This window comes from Staphylococcus sp. HMSC062H10 (assembly GCF_001836945.1).
In the GTDB taxonomy this organism is placed as follows: Bacteria; Bacillota; Bacilli; order Staphylococcales; family Staphylococcaceae; genus Staphylococcus; species Staphylococcus aureus.
Genome location: NZ_KV830989.1, coordinates 53,383 through 70,761, shown reverse-complemented (window position 1 = coordinate 70,761; position 17,379 = coordinate 53,383). Strand labels below are relative to the sequence as shown.

Below are 17,379 nucleotides of genomic sequence, written 5' to 3'. Positions count from 1 at the left end.
TGACCTATATGAACAAGATTACTTATTTAAATGAATTAGAAACAGCACTTGATGCGCTACCTAGACATTTAAGAGATCAAAAAATGTATGAATATGAACGTTTTTTTTATGAGCAAGAACTTAATGGCGTTGATGAAGAGGAAATTTTAAAGAAGTTAAAAGACCCACAAGATGTTGCAGCTGAAACAAAAGCTAGAAGTGTTATTGATTATGCTGAATCTAAACCAACATTTGAAAATATTTCAAGAGCTGTTGCTGCTTCATTAAGTTTAGGCATTCTATCTATTTTTGTCATCCTTATACCAGTATCTATAGTTGGATTATTTGTATTAGCATTATTTTTAATATCACTTTTGCTGCTGTTTTGTCCAATTATTTTATTAGCATCAGCAATATCCAGAGGAATTGTAGACTCAATTAGTAATGTATTTTTTGCCATATCATATTCAGGATTAGGATTAGTATTTATCATTGTCATATTTAAGATTTTAGAATACATTTATCGTTTAATCTTAAAATATTTACTTTGGTATATTAAAACTGTCAAAGGAAGCGTTAGAAAATGAAGAAATTCTTTTTTATTGGGCTTTTAGTGTTTGTTGTCTTTTTTACAGCAGCAACCATTATTTGGTTCAGCTATGATAAAAACAAATATGGTACTAAACAATATGATAAAACATTCAAAGACGATGCTTTTGACAATGTATCTATAAATTTGGATAGTACAGAACTTCGTATAAAGCGGGGGAATCAATTTAGAGTTAAATATGATGGTGACAATGATATATTAATTAATATAGTAGATAAGACGTTGAAGATTAGTGATAAAAGGTCTAAGACAAGAGGATATGCAATTGATATGAATCCTTTTCATGAGAATAAGAAAACGTTAACGATTGAAATGCCTGATAAAATGATTAAACGTTTAAATATATCGTCTGGAGCAGGAAGTGTTAGAATCAGTGATGCTGATTTAGAGAACACAAGTATTCAAAGCATTAACGGGGAAGTAGTTATTAAAAACTCAAATCTTGACGCACTAGATTCAAAGACAAATAATAGTCCTACTTATATTAGTAAAAGTAACATTAAAAATAGTAATATTAAAGTTGTTATTGGTATGCTACAAATCGACAAGAGTCAAATTAAACAATCCATATTTTTAAACGATCATGGTGACATTGAATTTAAAAACATGCCATCAAAAGTAGATGCAAAAGCTTCTACTAAACAAGGAGATATTCGTTTTAAGTATGATAGTAAACCTGAAGATACTATACTAAAGCTAAATCCGGGAACGGGTGATAGCGTAGTTAAAAATAAAACATTTACTAATGGTAAAGTTGGGAAAAGCGACAATGTTTTAGAATTTTATACGATTGATGGTAATATCAAAGTTGAATAAATAAAGGATGTAAGCACCGATATTAGGAAGCATAATTTCTCTAATATCGGTGTTATTTATTTGTTGGCAAAAGTTAAGTCGGTATCTATATTGCCAGTAAAGTGAGTGATATTAAGGTCTTGACCATCTAACCATGATTTGAAATCTATTATTTCTGGTGGCGCATTTTCTCCCAATGTAAAATATGCAGTTAATGTTTCAGGGTGATACATTGATGTATGGATGGTGCCAGACCAGCTTTTGAATAGTTTACTGTAAATTTCATACTGAGGATTATTGAATAACTTAAATGCTGTAGTCATATTTAAATTATCATTAGTTTGTGAAATGGTACGCGCTAGTCTTTCTTTAGATTCTTTTGTATAATTGCGATTTTCATGTGTTAATATTTCAAAATGATTTGTACATATATTATCATAACGAACATCTATTGATCTCGGCGTCACTTCAACAATTGCATGGTTCAATGATTTGTCCATCAGTATGTAGCTAAATGAGCTTCTGTGTGGTATTTCTTTCAATAATTGGATTGCTTCTGTTACATTTCGGCAATTTTCAAGAATTAGACGACCAATCATATAACATACAAAACCATTTGCTGGTTTCTTCCGGTGCATAAAGTTATAGCCCATAGTTAATCCTAACTCATTCATACCATCCATTCTTCCAGTTACCCTTGATACAGGACCAATTTGAGCTAAACCGCTATCTGTAGGTTGATATAGTAAGTAGCGACCATCATAAGTTGCAGGGTGGTAATCATAATTTCTAACCATGAAGTCTTTGCCTTGAAAGACCGTGCAACCACTTTCTTTTAAATCGGTAAAACGATAATGTCCAAAGTTTAAAATAATTTGGCGTGTTGGCATTTTGAGTACACTTTGTAGTCCCATTAATTCTTCCCATATTTGAGGTGCGTAAGTTTGGAATATTTGATAAGTTTCATTTACATCTATATCGAAACGTGGCACACGTTTTTTCCATTCTTTTTCTCGATTTTTTAGAAGAGGTGTTTGTTGAAGCCATTTACCAGTTTTAACACCTAACTCGAAATGTGAACCTCTAAAAGTCATGATATCTGATGTCACTTGTTGCATATCATCGACTCCTTTCTTTTTAGTTGTAATATATTGTAAATAAATAGTAATCGTATGTATATTGAATGTCATGTTAAATAAAGTTATATTTTACTAAATGAAATATAAAATTGTTTGAGGTGATTTCTCGGTGTATAAGACTTATCAATCAGTTAAAACATATTTTTATAGATGGTGGGGATATTAAGTTAAAAACTTAAAATCATCTTATCATAAATATCAATCTTAAGTTAGCATTCACGATAATAGTCATTGTTAACATTAGCATATAAGGTCATGTCACGTTGAAACAGAGGTTCCTCGGCATTTTTGAAAATAATCATTAGCTTGCTCGCTATATAATTTGATGAATATATTTCGTAAAAGTGGGTATTTATTTAATGATTATTCTATGTATGATAGTATAATGAAATGTAGATAGGTATTTAATTTAACAGAGGTGAAATTGAGATGTGGAATTTTATTAAATGTGTGTTTAAATTCGTATTTAGCTTAGTTGCTATTACAACATTAGTTGCTGGTGTTGGTGTAGTAGCATTTGCTTATATCTTTAAAAAAGATTTTGAAGATATTGAAAGAAAAACTAAAGAAATTATTTCTGATATCGAAAGTAAAAATAACTAATAACATTTAGGCAAGGACAATATAGATTGTTCTTGCCTTTAATTATGTTCAAAGCATTAAGGTAACAAGACAATATCTAAGATATCAAAGATAGAAATTTTTTGACGTTGTTGCTGATTGTAAACATAACCATCAATTTCATAATTAATAGCATCAATACGATAAATGGTTAAGCGTACTGAATCTACAAAGCCATTATTATAAAATTTAACTTCTACAGGTTGGGCATATTGTAGCGCCTCGTGTAGCCGAATGTTTAGCTCAGCCAATTGATCATCTGATAATACAGGACGTGTAATTTTGTTTTGATCGATAATGTATTGTTGAATCGTTTCGAATTGTTCGGGTAATGTTGCAAAAGGCGCCCATTTAATCATTCCTCTTCCTACTGGGATATTGCTATCTAATAATTCGCTTGGGATGTTCCGATAATCCGTTTCTTCTTCATAACTTGTCATCCTTCATTCACCTCAATCTGATAATTATATTATACGAACGTGTGTTCTGTTTTGCAATAAGAAATCTTATAAACATTGATAAGATTTCTAAAATTTATTTGGTCAAGTAAGTAAAAAGAGCAACATTTATAATCAAAAGTGAGGACAGCAATAGGAGTAAATAGGTTGCATTGGCGGAGAATTTTAGAGATAAAGTAAAGTAAATGATTGTTATTTCCAACTAAAATTTAATAAAATGAAAATAAGACTAACATGGAGGGGTAAAAGTAATGACAAATGGATATATTGGTTCTTACACTAAAAAGAATGGTAAAGGGATTTATCGTTTTGAATTAAACGAAAATCAGTCGCGTATTGATTTATTAGAAACAGGATTTGAATTAGAAGCGTCTACATATTTGGTGCGTAATAATGAATTTTTATATGGAATCAATAAAGAAGGTGAACAATGTGGTGTTGCGAGTTTGAAAATTGATGACAATGGTGAATTGCATTTATTAAATAAATGTTTGTCTTCAAAAGCTGGTACAGGTTGTTATGTATCGATTTCAGAAGATAAACGATATTTATTTGAAGCGGTATATGGTGCTGGCATCATACGTATGTATGAATTAAATACGCACACAGGTGAAATTATACGTCTAATTCAAGAACTTGCGCATGATTTTCCAACAGGTACACATGAAAGACAAGATCATCCACATGCACATTATATTAATCAAACTCCAGATGGTAAGTACGTTGCAGTAACAGATTTAGGTGCTGATCGTATCATTACTTATAAATTTGACGACAACGGGTTTGAATTTTATAAAGAATCTTTATTTAAAGATAGTGATGGGACAAGACATATTGAATTTCATGATAATGGAAAATTTGCTTATGTCGTACACGAATTATCAAATACTGTGAGTGTTGCAGAATATAATGACGGTAAATTTGAAGAGCTCGAGCGTCATTTAACAATTCCTGAAAACTTTGATGGAGATACTAAACTTGCAGCAGTGCGTTTATCTCATGATCAACAATTCTTATATGTATCTAATAGAGGGCATGATAGCATTGCAATTTTTAAAGTTCTTGATAATGGTCAACACTTAGAACTAGTAACAATTACTGAAAGTGGTGGTCAATTCCCAAGAGATTTTAATATTGTCTCATCAGATGACCTTTTAGTTTGTGCTCATGAGCAAGGAGATTCAGTTGTAACTGTTTTCGAAAGAAATAAAGAAACAGGTAAAATTACGCTATGTGATAACACTCATGTAGCATCTGAAGGTGTATGTGTCATATTTTAATCTTTAATTAATCATGATAAAAAGAAAACCATGTTTCCAAAAAATTTGTGTATACCTTGAAATATATTGTTTTCAAGAACATCAAATTATGGAAGCATGGTTTATTTTTGTCTCAAAAATTAATTTTTAAAGAAAGCTTTGATGTATTTAAATTTACCTTTATATGGTGGTAAATGGACACCTGATTCTAATCGTGTAGATTTGAAAATGTAGCTTTTTTCATGTGTAAAAGTGTCGAATGAATATTTACCATGATAGCGTCCCATACCTGAGGCGCCAACACCACCAAATGGTAATTTAGGATTCGCTAGGTGCATCAATGTATCATTAATAGCACCGCCGCCAAATGATAACTCGTTTATTACACGTTGTGTAGCATTTTCATCTTCGCTAAATAAATATAAACTCAAAGGTTTTGGTCTTTGGTGAATAAAGGCTATTGCTTCATCCAATGACTGATACGTTAAAACCGGTAAGATAGGACCAAAAATTTCTTCTTGCATAATTGCTGAATCACTTGTAACGTGATCTAACAATGTTGGTTCTATATAACGTTCATCCTCATCACTATGACCACCAAATACAATATTCATTTGTGCACTGTTAAGTAATGATGTCAGACGATGATAATGTTTAAGGTTTACAATGCGGCCATAATCTGGACTTTGTTGTATATTTTGACCATAAAATTCACGCAACGTTTTTGATAGGGCTGTGATTAAATCATCTTTTACAGATTCGTGTACTAAAATGTAATCTGGTGCAACACATGTTTGGCCGGCATTAGTGAATTTCCCAAAACAAATGCGCTCACTGGCAACTTTAATATTCGCTGTTTCATCAACGATGACTGGAGATTTACCACCCATTTCTAATGTCACAGGAACTAAATTTTCGCTGGCAGCTTGATAAACGATTTTGCCTACATTTTCACTTCCTGTAAAGAAGACATAGTCAAAAGGTAAGTGAATTAACGTTTGCGTTTCTTCAATTCCTCCCTCAATAACTTCAATGTAATTTGCATCAAATGTTTCATTGATTAATCGTTTAATCACTCGTGCAACATTTGGTGTCAACTCAGATGGTTTAATAATTGCTGTATTACCTGCTGCAATAGCACCGATTAAAGGTTCGAACACTAGTTGAAAAGGATAGTTAAATGGTGCAATGATCAAAACTGTTCCATAAGGTTCTTTTTTGATATAGCTTTTTGTTGGAAATAAATATAAAGGTGTGTCTACATTTTTTGTTTTAGTCCAGTTTTTAAGTTCTTTACGAGCATTTTTGATACTTTTCAAAGTTATGCCAATTTCAGTAGCATAAGCTTCGACTTTATTTTTTCCTAAATCAGTATATAGTGCTTCTAAAATATCGCTCTCGTATGATTTAATAGCTTTGCTTAACTTCTTTAATTGCTCTTTTCTAAAACTAATATCTTTAGTTTGTTGTGTATTGAAAAAAGCTTTACTGTCATAAAATTTTTGCTCAATGATATTCATAATGAAAAGAACCTCCTTATATGATTATTTTGGAAAAAGTGATTAATTGATTTGAATGTTGTGGCCGTTAATTTTAAATGGTCTTTCGAATTATATATGTTGAAAGTTGAAAATAGAGCGATGAATCGTGTACATAATAATATTTATAACTTTAATCATAACGAAAAAGGTAGGAAGAAAACAAAAATTTATACTCAACATCGCAAATATTTTAAGAAAATGTAAAGACAAAAGGGGAATTGTATAGAAATCACTAATCTGTGGGTTAGGATAGCTAAAGGAATGAAAACTGCTATTGAAAAGGTTGTAAATTAGTCAAATGTAAATAAAAAACAGTTCATTGAAAGTGAAATAAATTCTACTTTAATGAACTGTTAGTTAAATATAACATGTCTATAATTAGACAATAATATAGTATTATTTTGTTAATGCTTCAGTAATTTGAGGTACGATTTGTTTTTTTCGAGAAACAACACCAGATAAGAAGGCCATGTCATCTTCTAATTGAACATTGAATGCTTCGCCAACTTTATCTTTTTCAGCACCTACAACTAAAATTTTAGAATCACTATTAATGATGTCAGTAACAACAAGTACAAATAAGTCATATTTTTCTTGTGCACTTACAGCTAACATTTCTTTTTCTAAATCTTCTTTACGATTTAACACTTCGTCAAGGTCAACAGCATTAACTTGTGCAATACGAGTCACATAGTCACCCATAGTAAATGATTTAGCATCCATGTTTAATAAGAATTCAACTGATTTATCAGTTGTTGAAGCACCTGCTTTTAACATATCTAAGCCGTACTTTTGAATATCAACTTTAGCAATATCTTTTAATTCTTCAGCTGCTTTAACATCTTGTTGTGTACATGTTGGTGATTTGAAAAGTAAGCTATCTGAGATAATTGCTGATAACATTAAACCAGCAATTTCAGGTTTAATTTCAAAGCCACGTTCTCTAAACATTTTGTATAAAATTGTAGCTGTACAACCAACTGGTTCAGCACGATAACATAAAGGACCAGCAGTTTCGAAATTTGCAATTCTGTGATGATCAATTACATGCTTAATTGTAGCAGAGGCAATCGTATCAGAACTTTGTTGGAATTCGTTATGATCAACTAAGATAACATCTTGACCATCTAAATCATCCGTTAATAATTCCGGAGCAGGTACATTAAATGTATCTAACGCGAATTGAGTTTCTGCACTCACATCACCTAAACGGTATGCTTTGGCTCCTGAATTACCTCTAAGTTGTTCAAATTCTGCCATAATAATCGCAGATGAAATTGCATCAGTGTCTGGATTCTTATGTCCGAAAATATATGTTTTAGCCATTGTCAAATATCTCCCTTGTATATTGTATTCTTTATAATTATTTTAGCACGATTTAAACGTGTTGTTCTACCTCTGCACCTAATGAGTTTTTGAAATGTGCAAGTGCCCATTCATGCCCTTTTTGATTAAATGAAGCCACTCCCTCAGCAGGTACTGAAATTTTATAACCTAAGTTGTATGCAGAAATTGCTGTATGTAACACGCAAATATCGGTACATACACCAACGATTTCGACTTGATTAATACTTCTTTCTCTCAATAAACTATCAAGCGGGGTACCAAAGAACGAATCATAGCGCGTTTTATCAATGAAATGTACATTAGGTTGCGCTTTAATTGTTTCGTATAATTTACCTACTTTACCGTATAATTCTCTACCACTTGTATCTACGATATTGTGTGGTGGGAATAATTTACTTTCAGGATGATGAATGTCATGTAAATAATGTAAATCCATTAAAAAGAATATATGGTCTTGATAATAATTAAAGTCATTGATACGCGAAACAATAAAATCTTCAATATTTTGTCCAGGTTTACCGCATGTTAGTAAGCCGTCGTCTGCGATAAAGTCATATGAATAGTCAACAACTAATAGTGCGCGATGTGTCATTCAACATCTCTCCTATATAATAATAAAATAAACTCCCATCTATTCATAAATGCTAGAGTAATTTTTAACCCTAATGGTTAATATATAAATATAGATTAAGTATATAGATTAATCAACTTTTTTGGAAGAGCAAATCACGCAATCAACAAATATTATAAGATGTTTTTACGATAGTTTTAAAATAGCTGTAATAGAATACTAAATGTGACAAACTTAGAACTAATATCAAGTGTTGATGTTTTGAATATAAAAATGCTAATAGATGGCATCACGAGATTTATGACTATCTGCTAAATCAACCTAACACGATTATAATTTGAATAATTGGTTAATATATGAGTAATTAGAAAATAGACAAAGGATGACGATTTATGTATATCAATATGAAAGATTATGGGTTAACAGGCATAAACAAAACTAAAGATACTCGAGCAATACAACGTGCGTTAAATCATGGAAGATGTAAACCAACGACAGTTTATATACCGAAAGGGACGTATGATATTTGCAAACCATTAACGATATATGGCAATACAACACTTTTGTTGGATAATGAAACTATTTTACGTCGATGTCATTCTGGTCCGTTATTAAAAAATGGGCATCGCTTTGGTTTTTATCGTGGTTATAATGGACACAGTTATATTCATATTAAAGGTGGCAAGTTTGATATGAATGGCGTATCGTATCCTTATAATAATACAGCTATGTGCATTGGACATGCTGAAGATATTCAATTAATAGGTGTAACCATTAAGAATGTAGTGAGTGGTCATGCAATTGATGCTTGTGGGATTAATGGACTCTATATTAAAAACTGTTCATTTGAAGGATTCGTTGACTATAGTGGCGAACGTTTTTATTCTGAAGCAATACAATTAGACATTCAAGTACCTGGTGCTTTTCCAAAATTCGGAACGACAGATGGTACGATAACGAAAAATGTCATTATCGAAGATTGTTATTTTGGACCTTCAGAATTGCCCGAAATGGGAAGTTGGAATCGTGCTATTGGCTCACATGCAAGTAGACATAATCGTTACTATGAGAATATTCATATTAGAAATAATATATTTGAAGATATACAAGGTTATGCATTAACTCCCTTGAAGTATAAAGATGCTTTCATTATTAATAATAAGTTTATTAACTGTGAGGGTGGTATTAGATATTTAGGAGTTAGAGATGGTAAAAATGCTGCAGATGTGATGACAGGAAAAGACTTAGGTTCCCAAGCAGGAATAAATATGAATATCATTGGGAACGAATTTAAAGGGTCAATGTCTAAAGATGCGATACATGTACGTAATTATAATAATGTTAAACATAAAGATGTATTAATCGTTGGGAATACATTCAATAATTCGACTCAATCAATTCATTTGGAAGATATTGATACAGTGTTTTTAAGTCCTGTTGAAGCGGGTATTCAAGTTACTACAATCAATGTAGATGAAATAAAAAAGTAAAAAGTTTCGCATGACATTAGGATTAAGAATAGTAGATAATTTTTGAAAGCGCATTCATAAAACGGTATAAATATGCTATAATAAACCCAATTATCTGATAAAAGGGGTATTTTGACGGTAATGATAATACAAGATAGACAACTTTCTATACTCTAATATAGTGAGTTGAAGTAGCTTGTCATAATCATCATGAGGGGGAAATTTATGGCTTATTTCAATCAACATCAATCAATGATATCGAAAAGGTATTTAACATTCTTTTCAAAATCAAAGAAAAAGAAACCGTTTAGTGCGGGACAACTTATTGGACTCATATTAGGTCCATTACTTTTCCTATTAACATTATTGTTCTTTCACCCACAAGACTTACCTTGGAAAGGCGTCTATGTCTTAGCAATCACTTTATGGATTGCGACTTGGTGGATTACTGAAGCAATTCCTATTGCAGCAACGAGCTTATTACCAATTGTGTTATTACCATTAGGTCACATACTTACACCAGAACAAGTATCATCCGAATATGGTAATGATATTATCTTTTTGTTTTTAGGTGGATTTATTTTGGCAATTGCAATGGAAAGATGGAATTTACATACGAGAGTAGCGTTGACAATTATTAATTTAATTGGTGCAAGCACTTCAAAAATATTACTTGGATTCATGGTGGCAACAGGATTCTTATCTATGTTTGTATCGAACACTGCAGCTGTAATGATCATGATACCGATTGGTTTAGCAATTATTAAGGAAGCACATGATTTACAAGAAGCCAATACGAATCAAACAAGTATTCAAAAGTTTGAAAAATCTCTAGTTTTAGCAATTGGCTATGCAGGTACGATTGGTGGCTTGGGCACATTGATTGGAACCCCGCCATTAATTATTTTAAAAGGACAATATATGCAACATTTTGGACATGAAATTAGTTTTGCTAAATGGATGATTGTAGGGATTCCAACGGTCATTGTTTTGTTAGGTATTACTTGGCTCTATTTAAGATATGTTGCATTTAGACATGATTTGAAATACTTACCTGGTGGTCAGACGTTAATTAAACAAAAGTTAGACGAGCTTGGCAAAATGAAGTATGAAGAAAAGGTAGTACAAACTATCTTTGTACTGGCCAGCTTATTATGGATTACAAGAGAATTTCTTCTGAAAAAATGGGAAGTTACGTCATCCGTTGCAGATGGTACGATTGCTATATTTATATCAATATTATTATTTATTATTCCAGCTAAAAATACTGAAAAACATCGTCGTATCATTGACTGGGAAGTTGCAAAAGAGCTCCCTTGGGGTGTATTAATTTTATTTGGTGGCGGTTTAGCATTAGCGAAAGGTATATCAGAAAGTGGTTTAGCAAAATGGTTAGGCGAACAGTTGAAATCATTAAATGGTGTTAGTCCGATTCTTATTGTAATCGTCATAACGATCTTTGTCCTATTTTTAACTGAAGTGACATCTAATACCGCAACTGCAACGATGATTTTACCGATTTTAGCAACGTTGTCTGTTGCTGTTGGAGTGCATCCATTACTACTTATGGCACCTGCAGCTATGGCGGCTAACTGTGCATACATGTTACCAGTAGGGACACCACCGAATGCAATTATCTTTGGTTCAGGTAAAATATCTATCAAACAAATGGCATCAGTAGGATTCTGGGTAAACTTAATTAGTGCAATAATTATTATTTTAGTCGTGTATTATGTAATGCCTATAGTTTTAGGTATTGATATAAATCAACCACTGCCATTGAAATAGTAATTGCAGATTAGAACGAAAAATAAAAAGTTACATTAGCAATTGCTTGAACGAGTGGTAACGAAAGGTATACCGCAGCATCGTGTAAAAACAATACAAACAAAAGAAAGTCAACCAAGGATGGATTCCTATTTTAATCCTTGGTTGACTCTTTATTTTATTTAAATTGTAGAACCTAGAAAATAAAGTTTAATTAAAAGCACCAATCATTTCTACTTTGAAATCTAAGGTTTCTAAAATAGCAATGACTTTCTTTATATCGGTTGTAATTGCAGAATCAGCCTGAACGAAAAATCGATACATACCTAATTGTGTTTTTAAAGGACGAGACTCAATCCAGGATAAATTAATATTAAACAAAGCAAATGTGTTAAGCACACTTGCTAACAATCCAGGTTTATCATGCATTGGTGTAATTAAAAACATCAAGGATGTCGCATTTTGATCAAATTGCTGCTGATTTTTTATAACTAAAAAACGTGTCACGTTATGTGGATAGTCTTCGATATGTGTATCAATAGGTGTAAAACCATAAGCTTCGCCACTACCTAAAGGTGCAATTGCTGCAACGCCATTTTCAATTTTAGTCAAACTTTGAATTGTACTGTCGACATAATCATAGTCAAATTGATGTTGATGTATGTAATTTGTTGTTTGACTGATTGCTGGTGCAATAGAATACACTTTTTTAATATCAGAAATGGTGTTCGAACCATTACCATATAATGCAAAGTTAATATCTAAACGTATTTCACCGTGTGCAAAGACATCTTGCTGTGCAAGTGCATCTGCCACAATGTTGATTGTTCCTTCTATAGAATTTTCAATAGGGACAATACCAATCGATGTGTCATCATCTGCAACTGCCTTGATGACTTCAAATAAATTTGACTTTGGTTGAAAAGTTGCTTCATTTTCAGAAAAATACTGACGACAAGCCAAATATGAAAATGTACCTTTAGGGCCTAAATAATATAATTGCATATGCTACACCTCTACTAACTTAATGATGGAAAGGGCACTGGTTAGCATTTGATTCTTGCTTTTTATAGAAAAAGTTTGGATCTTTTACTGTATTGTCATATCCGTGATGATAATTTGACGTCAATGTTGGAGATAATGGCGGTGCTAGCCAAGACCATTTTCCGGTAACTTGACGACCTTGTTGTGCTTCATTACGTTCGAATAGTTCGAATTGCTTTGCAGCGGTCAAATGATCGACAATTGATACGCCTTCTTTTTTAAAGGAATGATACACAGCATAGTTCAATTCAACAAGTGCTCGATCTTTATTAAATGAATTATTTTTAAGTGTATCAAATTCAAACGCATCTGCAACTTTTTCTAGTAAATTGTAACGGTAATCATCAATAAAGTTACGTACGCCAATTTCAGTTACCATATACCAACCGTTAAAGGGTGCAGTTGGATATACAATGCCACCGATTTTTAAGTCCATATTGGAAATGATAGGGACTGCATACCATTTTAAGTTCAATTTTCTTAATTTTGGATAATGATCATGTTCAATAGGTACTTCTTTAATTAATGAAGTAGGATATTCGTAAAATTTAACTGACTCATTAGGTAATTGGTAAATCAGTGGTAACACGTCAAAATTAGTACCTTTTCCTTTCCAACCTAAGTGATTTGCTAAGCGTGTAACTTCTTTTTCAGCAGGATCACCACAATTGTCATAGCCAGCATAGCGAATTAATTGATTGTTGAAAATTTTAGGTCCATCCTTTGGAGCATATATAGTAATATACGGCTTTAATTTACCTTCATTTGTAGCCTGTGTAATATGATAAGTAATTGATGATAAGAACGATGCTTCGTCAGTAACATTTCTTGCATCAATGACATTTAACGAATCCCAAAATAAACGACCAATGCAACGATTTGAATTACGCCAAGCCATTTTAGCACCATAAATAAGTTCTTCTTCTGTATGTGTATATGTCCCAGTTTCTTTTATTGCTAGTTCAATGTCATGTAAACGTTTATTGATAATTTGCGTTTCATAATGACACTCTTTATACATGTTTTCTATGAAAGCTTGAGCCTCTCTAAATAACATTAACAACACCTCGCTTTATATTATAGTCTACATTATTAAAATACTCTTAAAAATTATGTATATGTCATTAAATTGTTGGTTGATTTTAATTAAAAGTATGGAAATTAATGGGCTCTTATGTATATAAAAAAATGAATTATGATAAAATGTAAGAAAATATTTAGGTCGATTGGAGAGATACGAGTGTACCAATTAGAAGACGACAGTTTAATGTTACATAATGACTTATATCAAATAAATATGGCTGAAAGTTATTGGAATGATAATATTCATGAAAAAATGGCTGTATTTGATTTATATTTTAGAAAAATGCCATTTAATAGTGGCTATGCTGTTTTTAATGGTTTAAAACGCGTCATTGATTTTATAGAACATTTTGGATTTTCAGAATCAGATTTGGAATATTTAAAGTCTATTGGCTACAAGGATGATTTCTTATCATATTTAAAAGATTTAAAATTCACAGGCAGCATCCGTTCGATGCAAGAAGGCGAATTATGCTTTGGTAATGAACCATTGTTACGCGTAGAAGCACCATTGATTCAAGCGCAATTAATAGAAACAATTTTATTAAACATTGTAAATTTCCATACACTAATTACAACAAAGGCTAGTAGAATTCGTCAAATTGCATCAAATGATAAATTAATGGAGTTTGGTACACGTCGTGCGCAAGAAATTGATGCAGCATTGTGGGGCGCTAGAGCTGCTTACATCGGGGGCTTTGATTCTACAAGTAATGTTAGGGCGGGTAAATTATTTGGTATACCTGTGTCTGGTACACATGCACACGCATTTGTTCAAACTTATGGAGACGAATATGTTGCCTTCAAAAAATATGCTGAAAGACATAAAAATTGTGTGTTCCTAGTAGATACATTCCATACTTTAAAATCTGGCGTGCCAAATGCAATTAAAGTTGCAAAAGAATTAGGTGACAAAATTAACTTTGTAGGTATTCGATTGGATTCTGGAGATATCGCTTATTTATCTAAAGCGGCAAGACGTATGCTTGATGAAGCAGGATTTACTGAAACTAAAATTATCGCGTCTAATGATTTGGATGAAGAAACGATTACGAGTTTGAAAGCACAAGGTGCAAAAGTAGATTCTTGGGGCGTTGGTACAAAGCTGATTACAGGATACGATCAACCAGCATTAGGTGCAGTATATAAACTTGTAGCTATTGAAAATGAAGATGGTTCATATAGTGATCGTATTAAATTATCAAATAACGCTGAAAAGGTTACGACGCCAGGTAAGAAAAATGTATATCGCATTATAAACAAGAAAACAGGTAAGGCAGAAGGCGATTATATTACTTTGGAAAATGAAAATCCATACGATGAAAAACCTTTAAAATTATTCCATCCAGTGCATACTTATAAAATGAAATTTATAAAATCTTTCGAAGCCATTGATTTGCATCATAATATTTATGAAAATGGTAAATTAGTGTATCAAATTCCAACAGAAGATGAATCACGTGATTATTTAGCACAAGGATTACAATCCATTTGGGATGAAAACAAGCGTTTCTTAAATCCACAAGAGTACCCAGTCGATTTAAGTAAAGCATGTTGGGATAATAAACATAAACGTATTTTCGAAGTGGCGGAACATGTTAAGGAGATGGAAGAAGATAATGACTAAATTACAAGATGTAATTGTACAAGAAATGAAAGTGAAGAAAAGCATCGACAGTGCGGAAGAAATTGCTGAGTTAAAACAGTTTATAAAAAGTTATGTCCAATCACATTCATTTATTAAATCATTAGTATTAGGCATTTCAGGTGGTCAAGATTCTACATTAGTAGGGAAACTTGTTCAAATGGCAGTAAATGAATTACGTGAAGAGGGTAATGACTGTACATTTATCGCAGTTAAGTTGCCATATGGTGTTCAAAAAGATGCTGATGAAGTTGAGCAAGCTTTACTATTCATTGAGCCAGATGAAATAGTAACAGTCAATATTAAGCCTGCAGTTGATCAAAGTGTGCAATCATTGAAAGAAGCTGGGATTGTCCTAACAGACTTCCAAAAAGGTAATGAAAAGGCTCGCGAACGTATGAAAGTACAATTTTCAATTGCTTCAAACCGACAAGGTATCGTAGTTGGCACTGATCATTCTGCAGAAAATATTACGGGTTTTTATACGAAATATGGTGATGGTGCTGCAGATATTGCACCTATATTCGGTTTGAATAAGCGCCAAGGTCGTCAGTTATTAGCTTATCTTGGTGCACCAAAACAATTGTATGAAAAAACACCTACTGCTGATTTAGAAGATGACAAACCACAACTTCCAGATGAAGATGCATTAGGTGTAACATATGAAGCGATTGATAATTATTTAGAAGGTAAGCCAGTTACGCCAGAAGAACAAAAAGTAATTGAAAATCATTATATACGGAATGCACATAAACGTGAACTTGCATATACAAGATACACGTGGCCAAAATCCTAATTTAATTTTTTCTTCTAACGTGTGACTTAAATTAAATACGAGTTAGAATTAATAACGTTAAACCACATTCAACTAGGCTACTTCAGTATATAAATTGATAGTGTATGAAATAAAGTGAGTATGTTCATTTGAGAATAAATTTTTATTTATGACAAATTCGCTATTTATTTATGAGAGTTTTCGTACTATATTATATTAATATGCATTCATTAAGGTTAGTTTGAAGCAGTTTGATATTTAAAGTGTAATTGAAAGAGAGTGGGGCGCCTTATGTCATTCGTAACAGAAAATCCATGGTTAATGGTATTAACTATATTTATCATTAACGTTTGTTATGTAACGTTTTTAACAATGCGAACAATTTTAACGTTGAAAGGTTATCGTTATATTGCAGCATCAGTTAGTTTTTTAGAAGTATTAGTTTATATCGTTGGTTTAGGTTTGGTTATGTCTAATTTAGACCATATTCAAAATATTATTGCCTACGCATTTGGTTTTTCAATAGGTATCATTGTTGGTATGAAAATAGAAGAAAAACTGGCATTAGGTTATACAGTTGTAAATGTAACTTCAGCAGAATATGAGTTAGATTTACCGAATGAACTTCGAAATTTAGGATATGGCGTTACGCACTATGCTGCGTTTGGTAGAGATGGTAGTCGTATGGTGATGCAAATTTTAACACCAAGAAAATATGAACGTAAATTGATGGATACGATAAAAAATTTAGATCCGAAAGCATTTATCATTGCGTATGAACCTCGAAACATACATGGTGGATTCTGGACTAAAGGCATTCGTCGTAGAAAGCTTAAAGATTATGAACCAGAAGAACTGGAAAGTGTAGTAGAACATGAAATTCAAAGTAAATGAGAACGAAACAATTGCTGATTGTTTGTCACGAATGAAAACGCAAGGATATATGCCGGTAAAACGTATTGAAAAACCCGTGTTTCAGGAACAAAAAGATGGCACGATTGAAGTATCACATCAAGAAATCATTTTTGTAGGTAAGAAAATACAATAACATAATCCAATTTAAATAAAGACTTTTTGAAGAGGAAAGGCTATTCAAAGTTTGAGTAATTTTACTTTGAATAGCCTATTTGTTTATACATGCAAGATGCTCGATCCATATTGTATGAGAAACCCCCAGCAAGCTATATAAAGCATATGCTGGGGGTTCTTAATATTTTAAAATCATTGTTAAATTATATATATCGTCGCTTTTTCTAAAACAATCTCATCGCATGAA

At 32.1% G+C, this 17,379-nt stretch carries 19 protein-coding genes; 11 read left to right on the top strand and 8 right to left on the bottom strand.

Annotated elements, in window-relative coordinates:
• The first annotated feature begins 8 nt into the window (after positions 1-8).
• Complete coding sequence (locus HMPREF2658_RS10345) at positions 9-566, top strand: HAAS signaling domain-containing protein (protein WP_001033966.1); 558 nt, start codon at positions 9-11, stop codon at positions 564-566.
• A complete protein-coding gene (locus HMPREF2658_RS10340; RefSeq protein ID WP_000713063.1) occupies positions 563-1,405 on the top strand; it encodes a DUF4097 family beta strand repeat-containing protein in 843 nt (280 codons plus the stop codon). Before HMPREF2658_RS10345 ends, HMPREF2658_RS10340 begins: the two co-directional genes overlap by 4 nt.
• A gap of 56 nt (positions 1,406-1,461) precedes the next feature.
• On the opposite strand, the gene HMPREF2658_RS10335 is transcribed toward HMPREF2658_RS10340, so the two are convergent.
• The gene (locus HMPREF2658_RS10335; RefSeq protein ID WP_001188080.1) at positions 1,462-2,502 is read right to left on the bottom strand and encodes a C45 family autoproteolytic acyltransferase/hydrolase; all 1,041 of its coding nucleotides are present in this window, start codon (positions 2,500-2,502) and stop codon (positions 1,462-1,464) included.
• 450 nt (positions 2,503-2,952) lie between these two features.
• Between HMPREF2658_RS10335 and HMPREF2658_RS10330 the strand changes: the two genes are divergently transcribed.
• Positions 2,953-3,126 carry a hypothetical protein gene (locus HMPREF2658_RS10330; protein WP_000267034.1) on the top strand — a complete coding sequence of 58 codons (174 nt, stop codon included), beginning with the start codon at positions 2,953-2,955 and terminating at the stop codon, positions 3,124-3,126.
• A 56-nt stretch (positions 3,127-3,182) separates the two neighbouring features.
• On the opposite strand, the gene HMPREF2658_RS10325 is transcribed toward HMPREF2658_RS10330, so the two are convergent.
• The gene (locus tag HMPREF2658_RS10325; RefSeq protein ID WP_000205103.1) at positions 3,183-3,584 is read right to left on the bottom strand and encodes a YolD-like family protein; all 402 of its coding nucleotides are present in this window, start codon (positions 3,582-3,584) and stop codon (positions 3,183-3,185) included.
• A gap of 269 nt (positions 3,585-3,853) precedes the next feature.
• Between HMPREF2658_RS10325 and HMPREF2658_RS10320 the strand changes: the two genes are divergently transcribed.
• On the top strand, positions 3,854-4,882 hold the full coding sequence (locus tag HMPREF2658_RS10320; RefSeq protein ID WP_000181320.1) for a 6-phosphogluconolactonase: 1,029 nt from the start codon (positions 3,854-3,856) through the stop codon (positions 4,880-4,882).
• Positions 4,883-5,001: 119 nt separating this feature from the next.
• Here the strand turns inward: HMPREF2658_RS10320 and HMPREF2658_RS10315 are convergent, their stop codons facing one another.
• Positions 5,002-6,381 carry an aldehyde dehydrogenase gene (locus tag HMPREF2658_RS10315; protein ID WP_070854398.1) on the bottom strand — a complete coding sequence of 460 codons (1,380 nt, stop codon included), beginning with the start codon at positions 6,379-6,381 and terminating at the stop codon, positions 5,002-5,004.
• 51 nt (positions 6,382-6,432) lie between these two features.
• Between HMPREF2658_RS10315 and HMPREF2658_RS10310 the strand changes: the two genes are divergently transcribed.
• Positions 6,433-6,606: a hypothetical protein gene (locus HMPREF2658_RS10310; RefSeq protein ID WP_001790680.1), complete on the top strand. Its 174-nt coding sequence runs from the start codon at positions 6,433-6,435 to the stop codon at positions 6,604-6,606.
• Between the two features lie 192 nt (positions 6,607-6,798).
• Here HMPREF2658_RS10310 and HMPREF2658_RS10305 read toward each other — a convergent pair whose 3' ends face one another.
• Positions 6,799-7,728 (bottom strand): manganese-dependent inorganic pyrophosphatase, encoded by a 930-nt coding sequence (locus HMPREF2658_RS10305; protein ID WP_001140871.1) that lies wholly within the window; start codon positions 7,726-7,728, stop codon positions 6,799-6,801.
• Positions 7,729-7,780: 52 nt separating this feature from the next.
• Positions 7,781-8,341, bottom strand: coding sequence for a cysteine hydrolase family protein (locus tag HMPREF2658_RS10300; RefSeq protein WP_000149686.1), 561 nt, complete (start codon positions 8,339-8,341; stop codon positions 7,781-7,783).
• Positions 8,342-8,712: 371 nt separating this feature from the next.
• Here HMPREF2658_RS10300 and HMPREF2658_RS10295 point away from each other — a divergent pair, with 371 nt between their 5' ends.
• Positions 8,713-9,810 (top strand): glycosyl hydrolase family 28-related protein, encoded by a 1,098-nt coding sequence (locus HMPREF2658_RS10295; RefSeq protein WP_000275721.1) that lies wholly within the window; start codon positions 8,713-8,715, stop codon positions 9,808-9,810.
• A gap of 204 nt (positions 9,811-10,014) precedes the next feature.
• A complete protein-coding gene (locus HMPREF2658_RS10290) occupies positions 10,015-11,577 on the top strand; it encodes an SLC13 family permease (protein ID WP_000323161.1) in 1,563 nt (520 codons plus the stop codon).
• A 10-nt stretch (positions 11,578-11,587) separates the two neighbouring features.
• On the opposite strand, the gene HMPREF2658_RS10285 is transcribed toward HMPREF2658_RS10290, so the two are convergent.
• The 3 genes from HMPREF2658_RS10285 to HMPREF2658_RS10275 form a co-directional block, all read right to left on the bottom strand.
• Complete coding sequence (locus HMPREF2658_RS10285; protein ID WP_031785526.1) at positions 11,588-11,695, bottom strand: hypothetical protein; 108 nt, start codon at positions 11,693-11,695, stop codon at positions 11,588-11,590.
• A gap of 71 nt (positions 11,696-11,766) precedes the next feature.
• Positions 11,767-12,561, bottom strand: a complete 795-nt coding sequence (locus HMPREF2658_RS10280; RefSeq protein WP_001177820.1) for a prephenate dehydratase — start codon at positions 12,559-12,561, stop codon at positions 11,767-11,769.
• 19 nt (positions 12,562-12,580) lie between these two features.
• On the bottom strand, positions 12,581-13,657 hold the full coding sequence (locus HMPREF2658_RS10275) for a nitric oxide synthase oxygenase (protein WP_000898869.1): 1,077 nt from the start codon (positions 13,655-13,657) through the stop codon (positions 12,581-12,583).
• Positions 13,658-13,840: 183 nt separating this feature from the next.
• Here HMPREF2658_RS10275 and HMPREF2658_RS10270 point away from each other — a divergent pair, with 183 nt between their 5' ends.
• The 4 genes from HMPREF2658_RS10270 to HMPREF2658_RS10255 all read left to right on the top strand — a co-directional run bounded on the left by HMPREF2658_RS10270 (position 13,841) and on the right by HMPREF2658_RS10255 (position 17,151).
• Positions 13,841-15,310, top strand: a complete 1,470-nt coding sequence (locus HMPREF2658_RS10270; RefSeq protein WP_000284427.1) for a nicotinate phosphoribosyltransferase — start codon at positions 13,841-13,843, stop codon at positions 15,308-15,310.
• Complete coding sequence (gene nadE, locus HMPREF2658_RS10265; protein ID WP_000164017.1) at positions 15,303-16,124, top strand: ammonia-dependent NAD(+) synthetase; 822 nt, start codon at positions 15,303-15,305, stop codon at positions 16,122-16,124. The genes HMPREF2658_RS10270 and nadE overlap by 8 nt, the downstream gene beginning before the upstream one ends.
• Before the next feature lie 270 nt (positions 16,125-16,394).
• Positions 16,395-16,997: a DUF2179 domain-containing protein gene (locus HMPREF2658_RS10260; RefSeq protein WP_000011542.1), complete on the top strand. Its 603-nt coding sequence runs from the start codon at positions 16,395-16,397 to the stop codon at positions 16,995-16,997.
• On the top strand, positions 16,978-17,151 hold the full coding sequence (locus HMPREF2658_RS10255; RefSeq protein WP_000669865.1) for an NETI motif-containing protein: 174 nt from the start codon (positions 16,978-16,980) through the stop codon (positions 17,149-17,151). Before HMPREF2658_RS10260 ends, HMPREF2658_RS10255 begins: the two co-directional genes overlap by 20 nt.
• Positions 17,152-17,379: the final 228 nt, after the last annotated feature.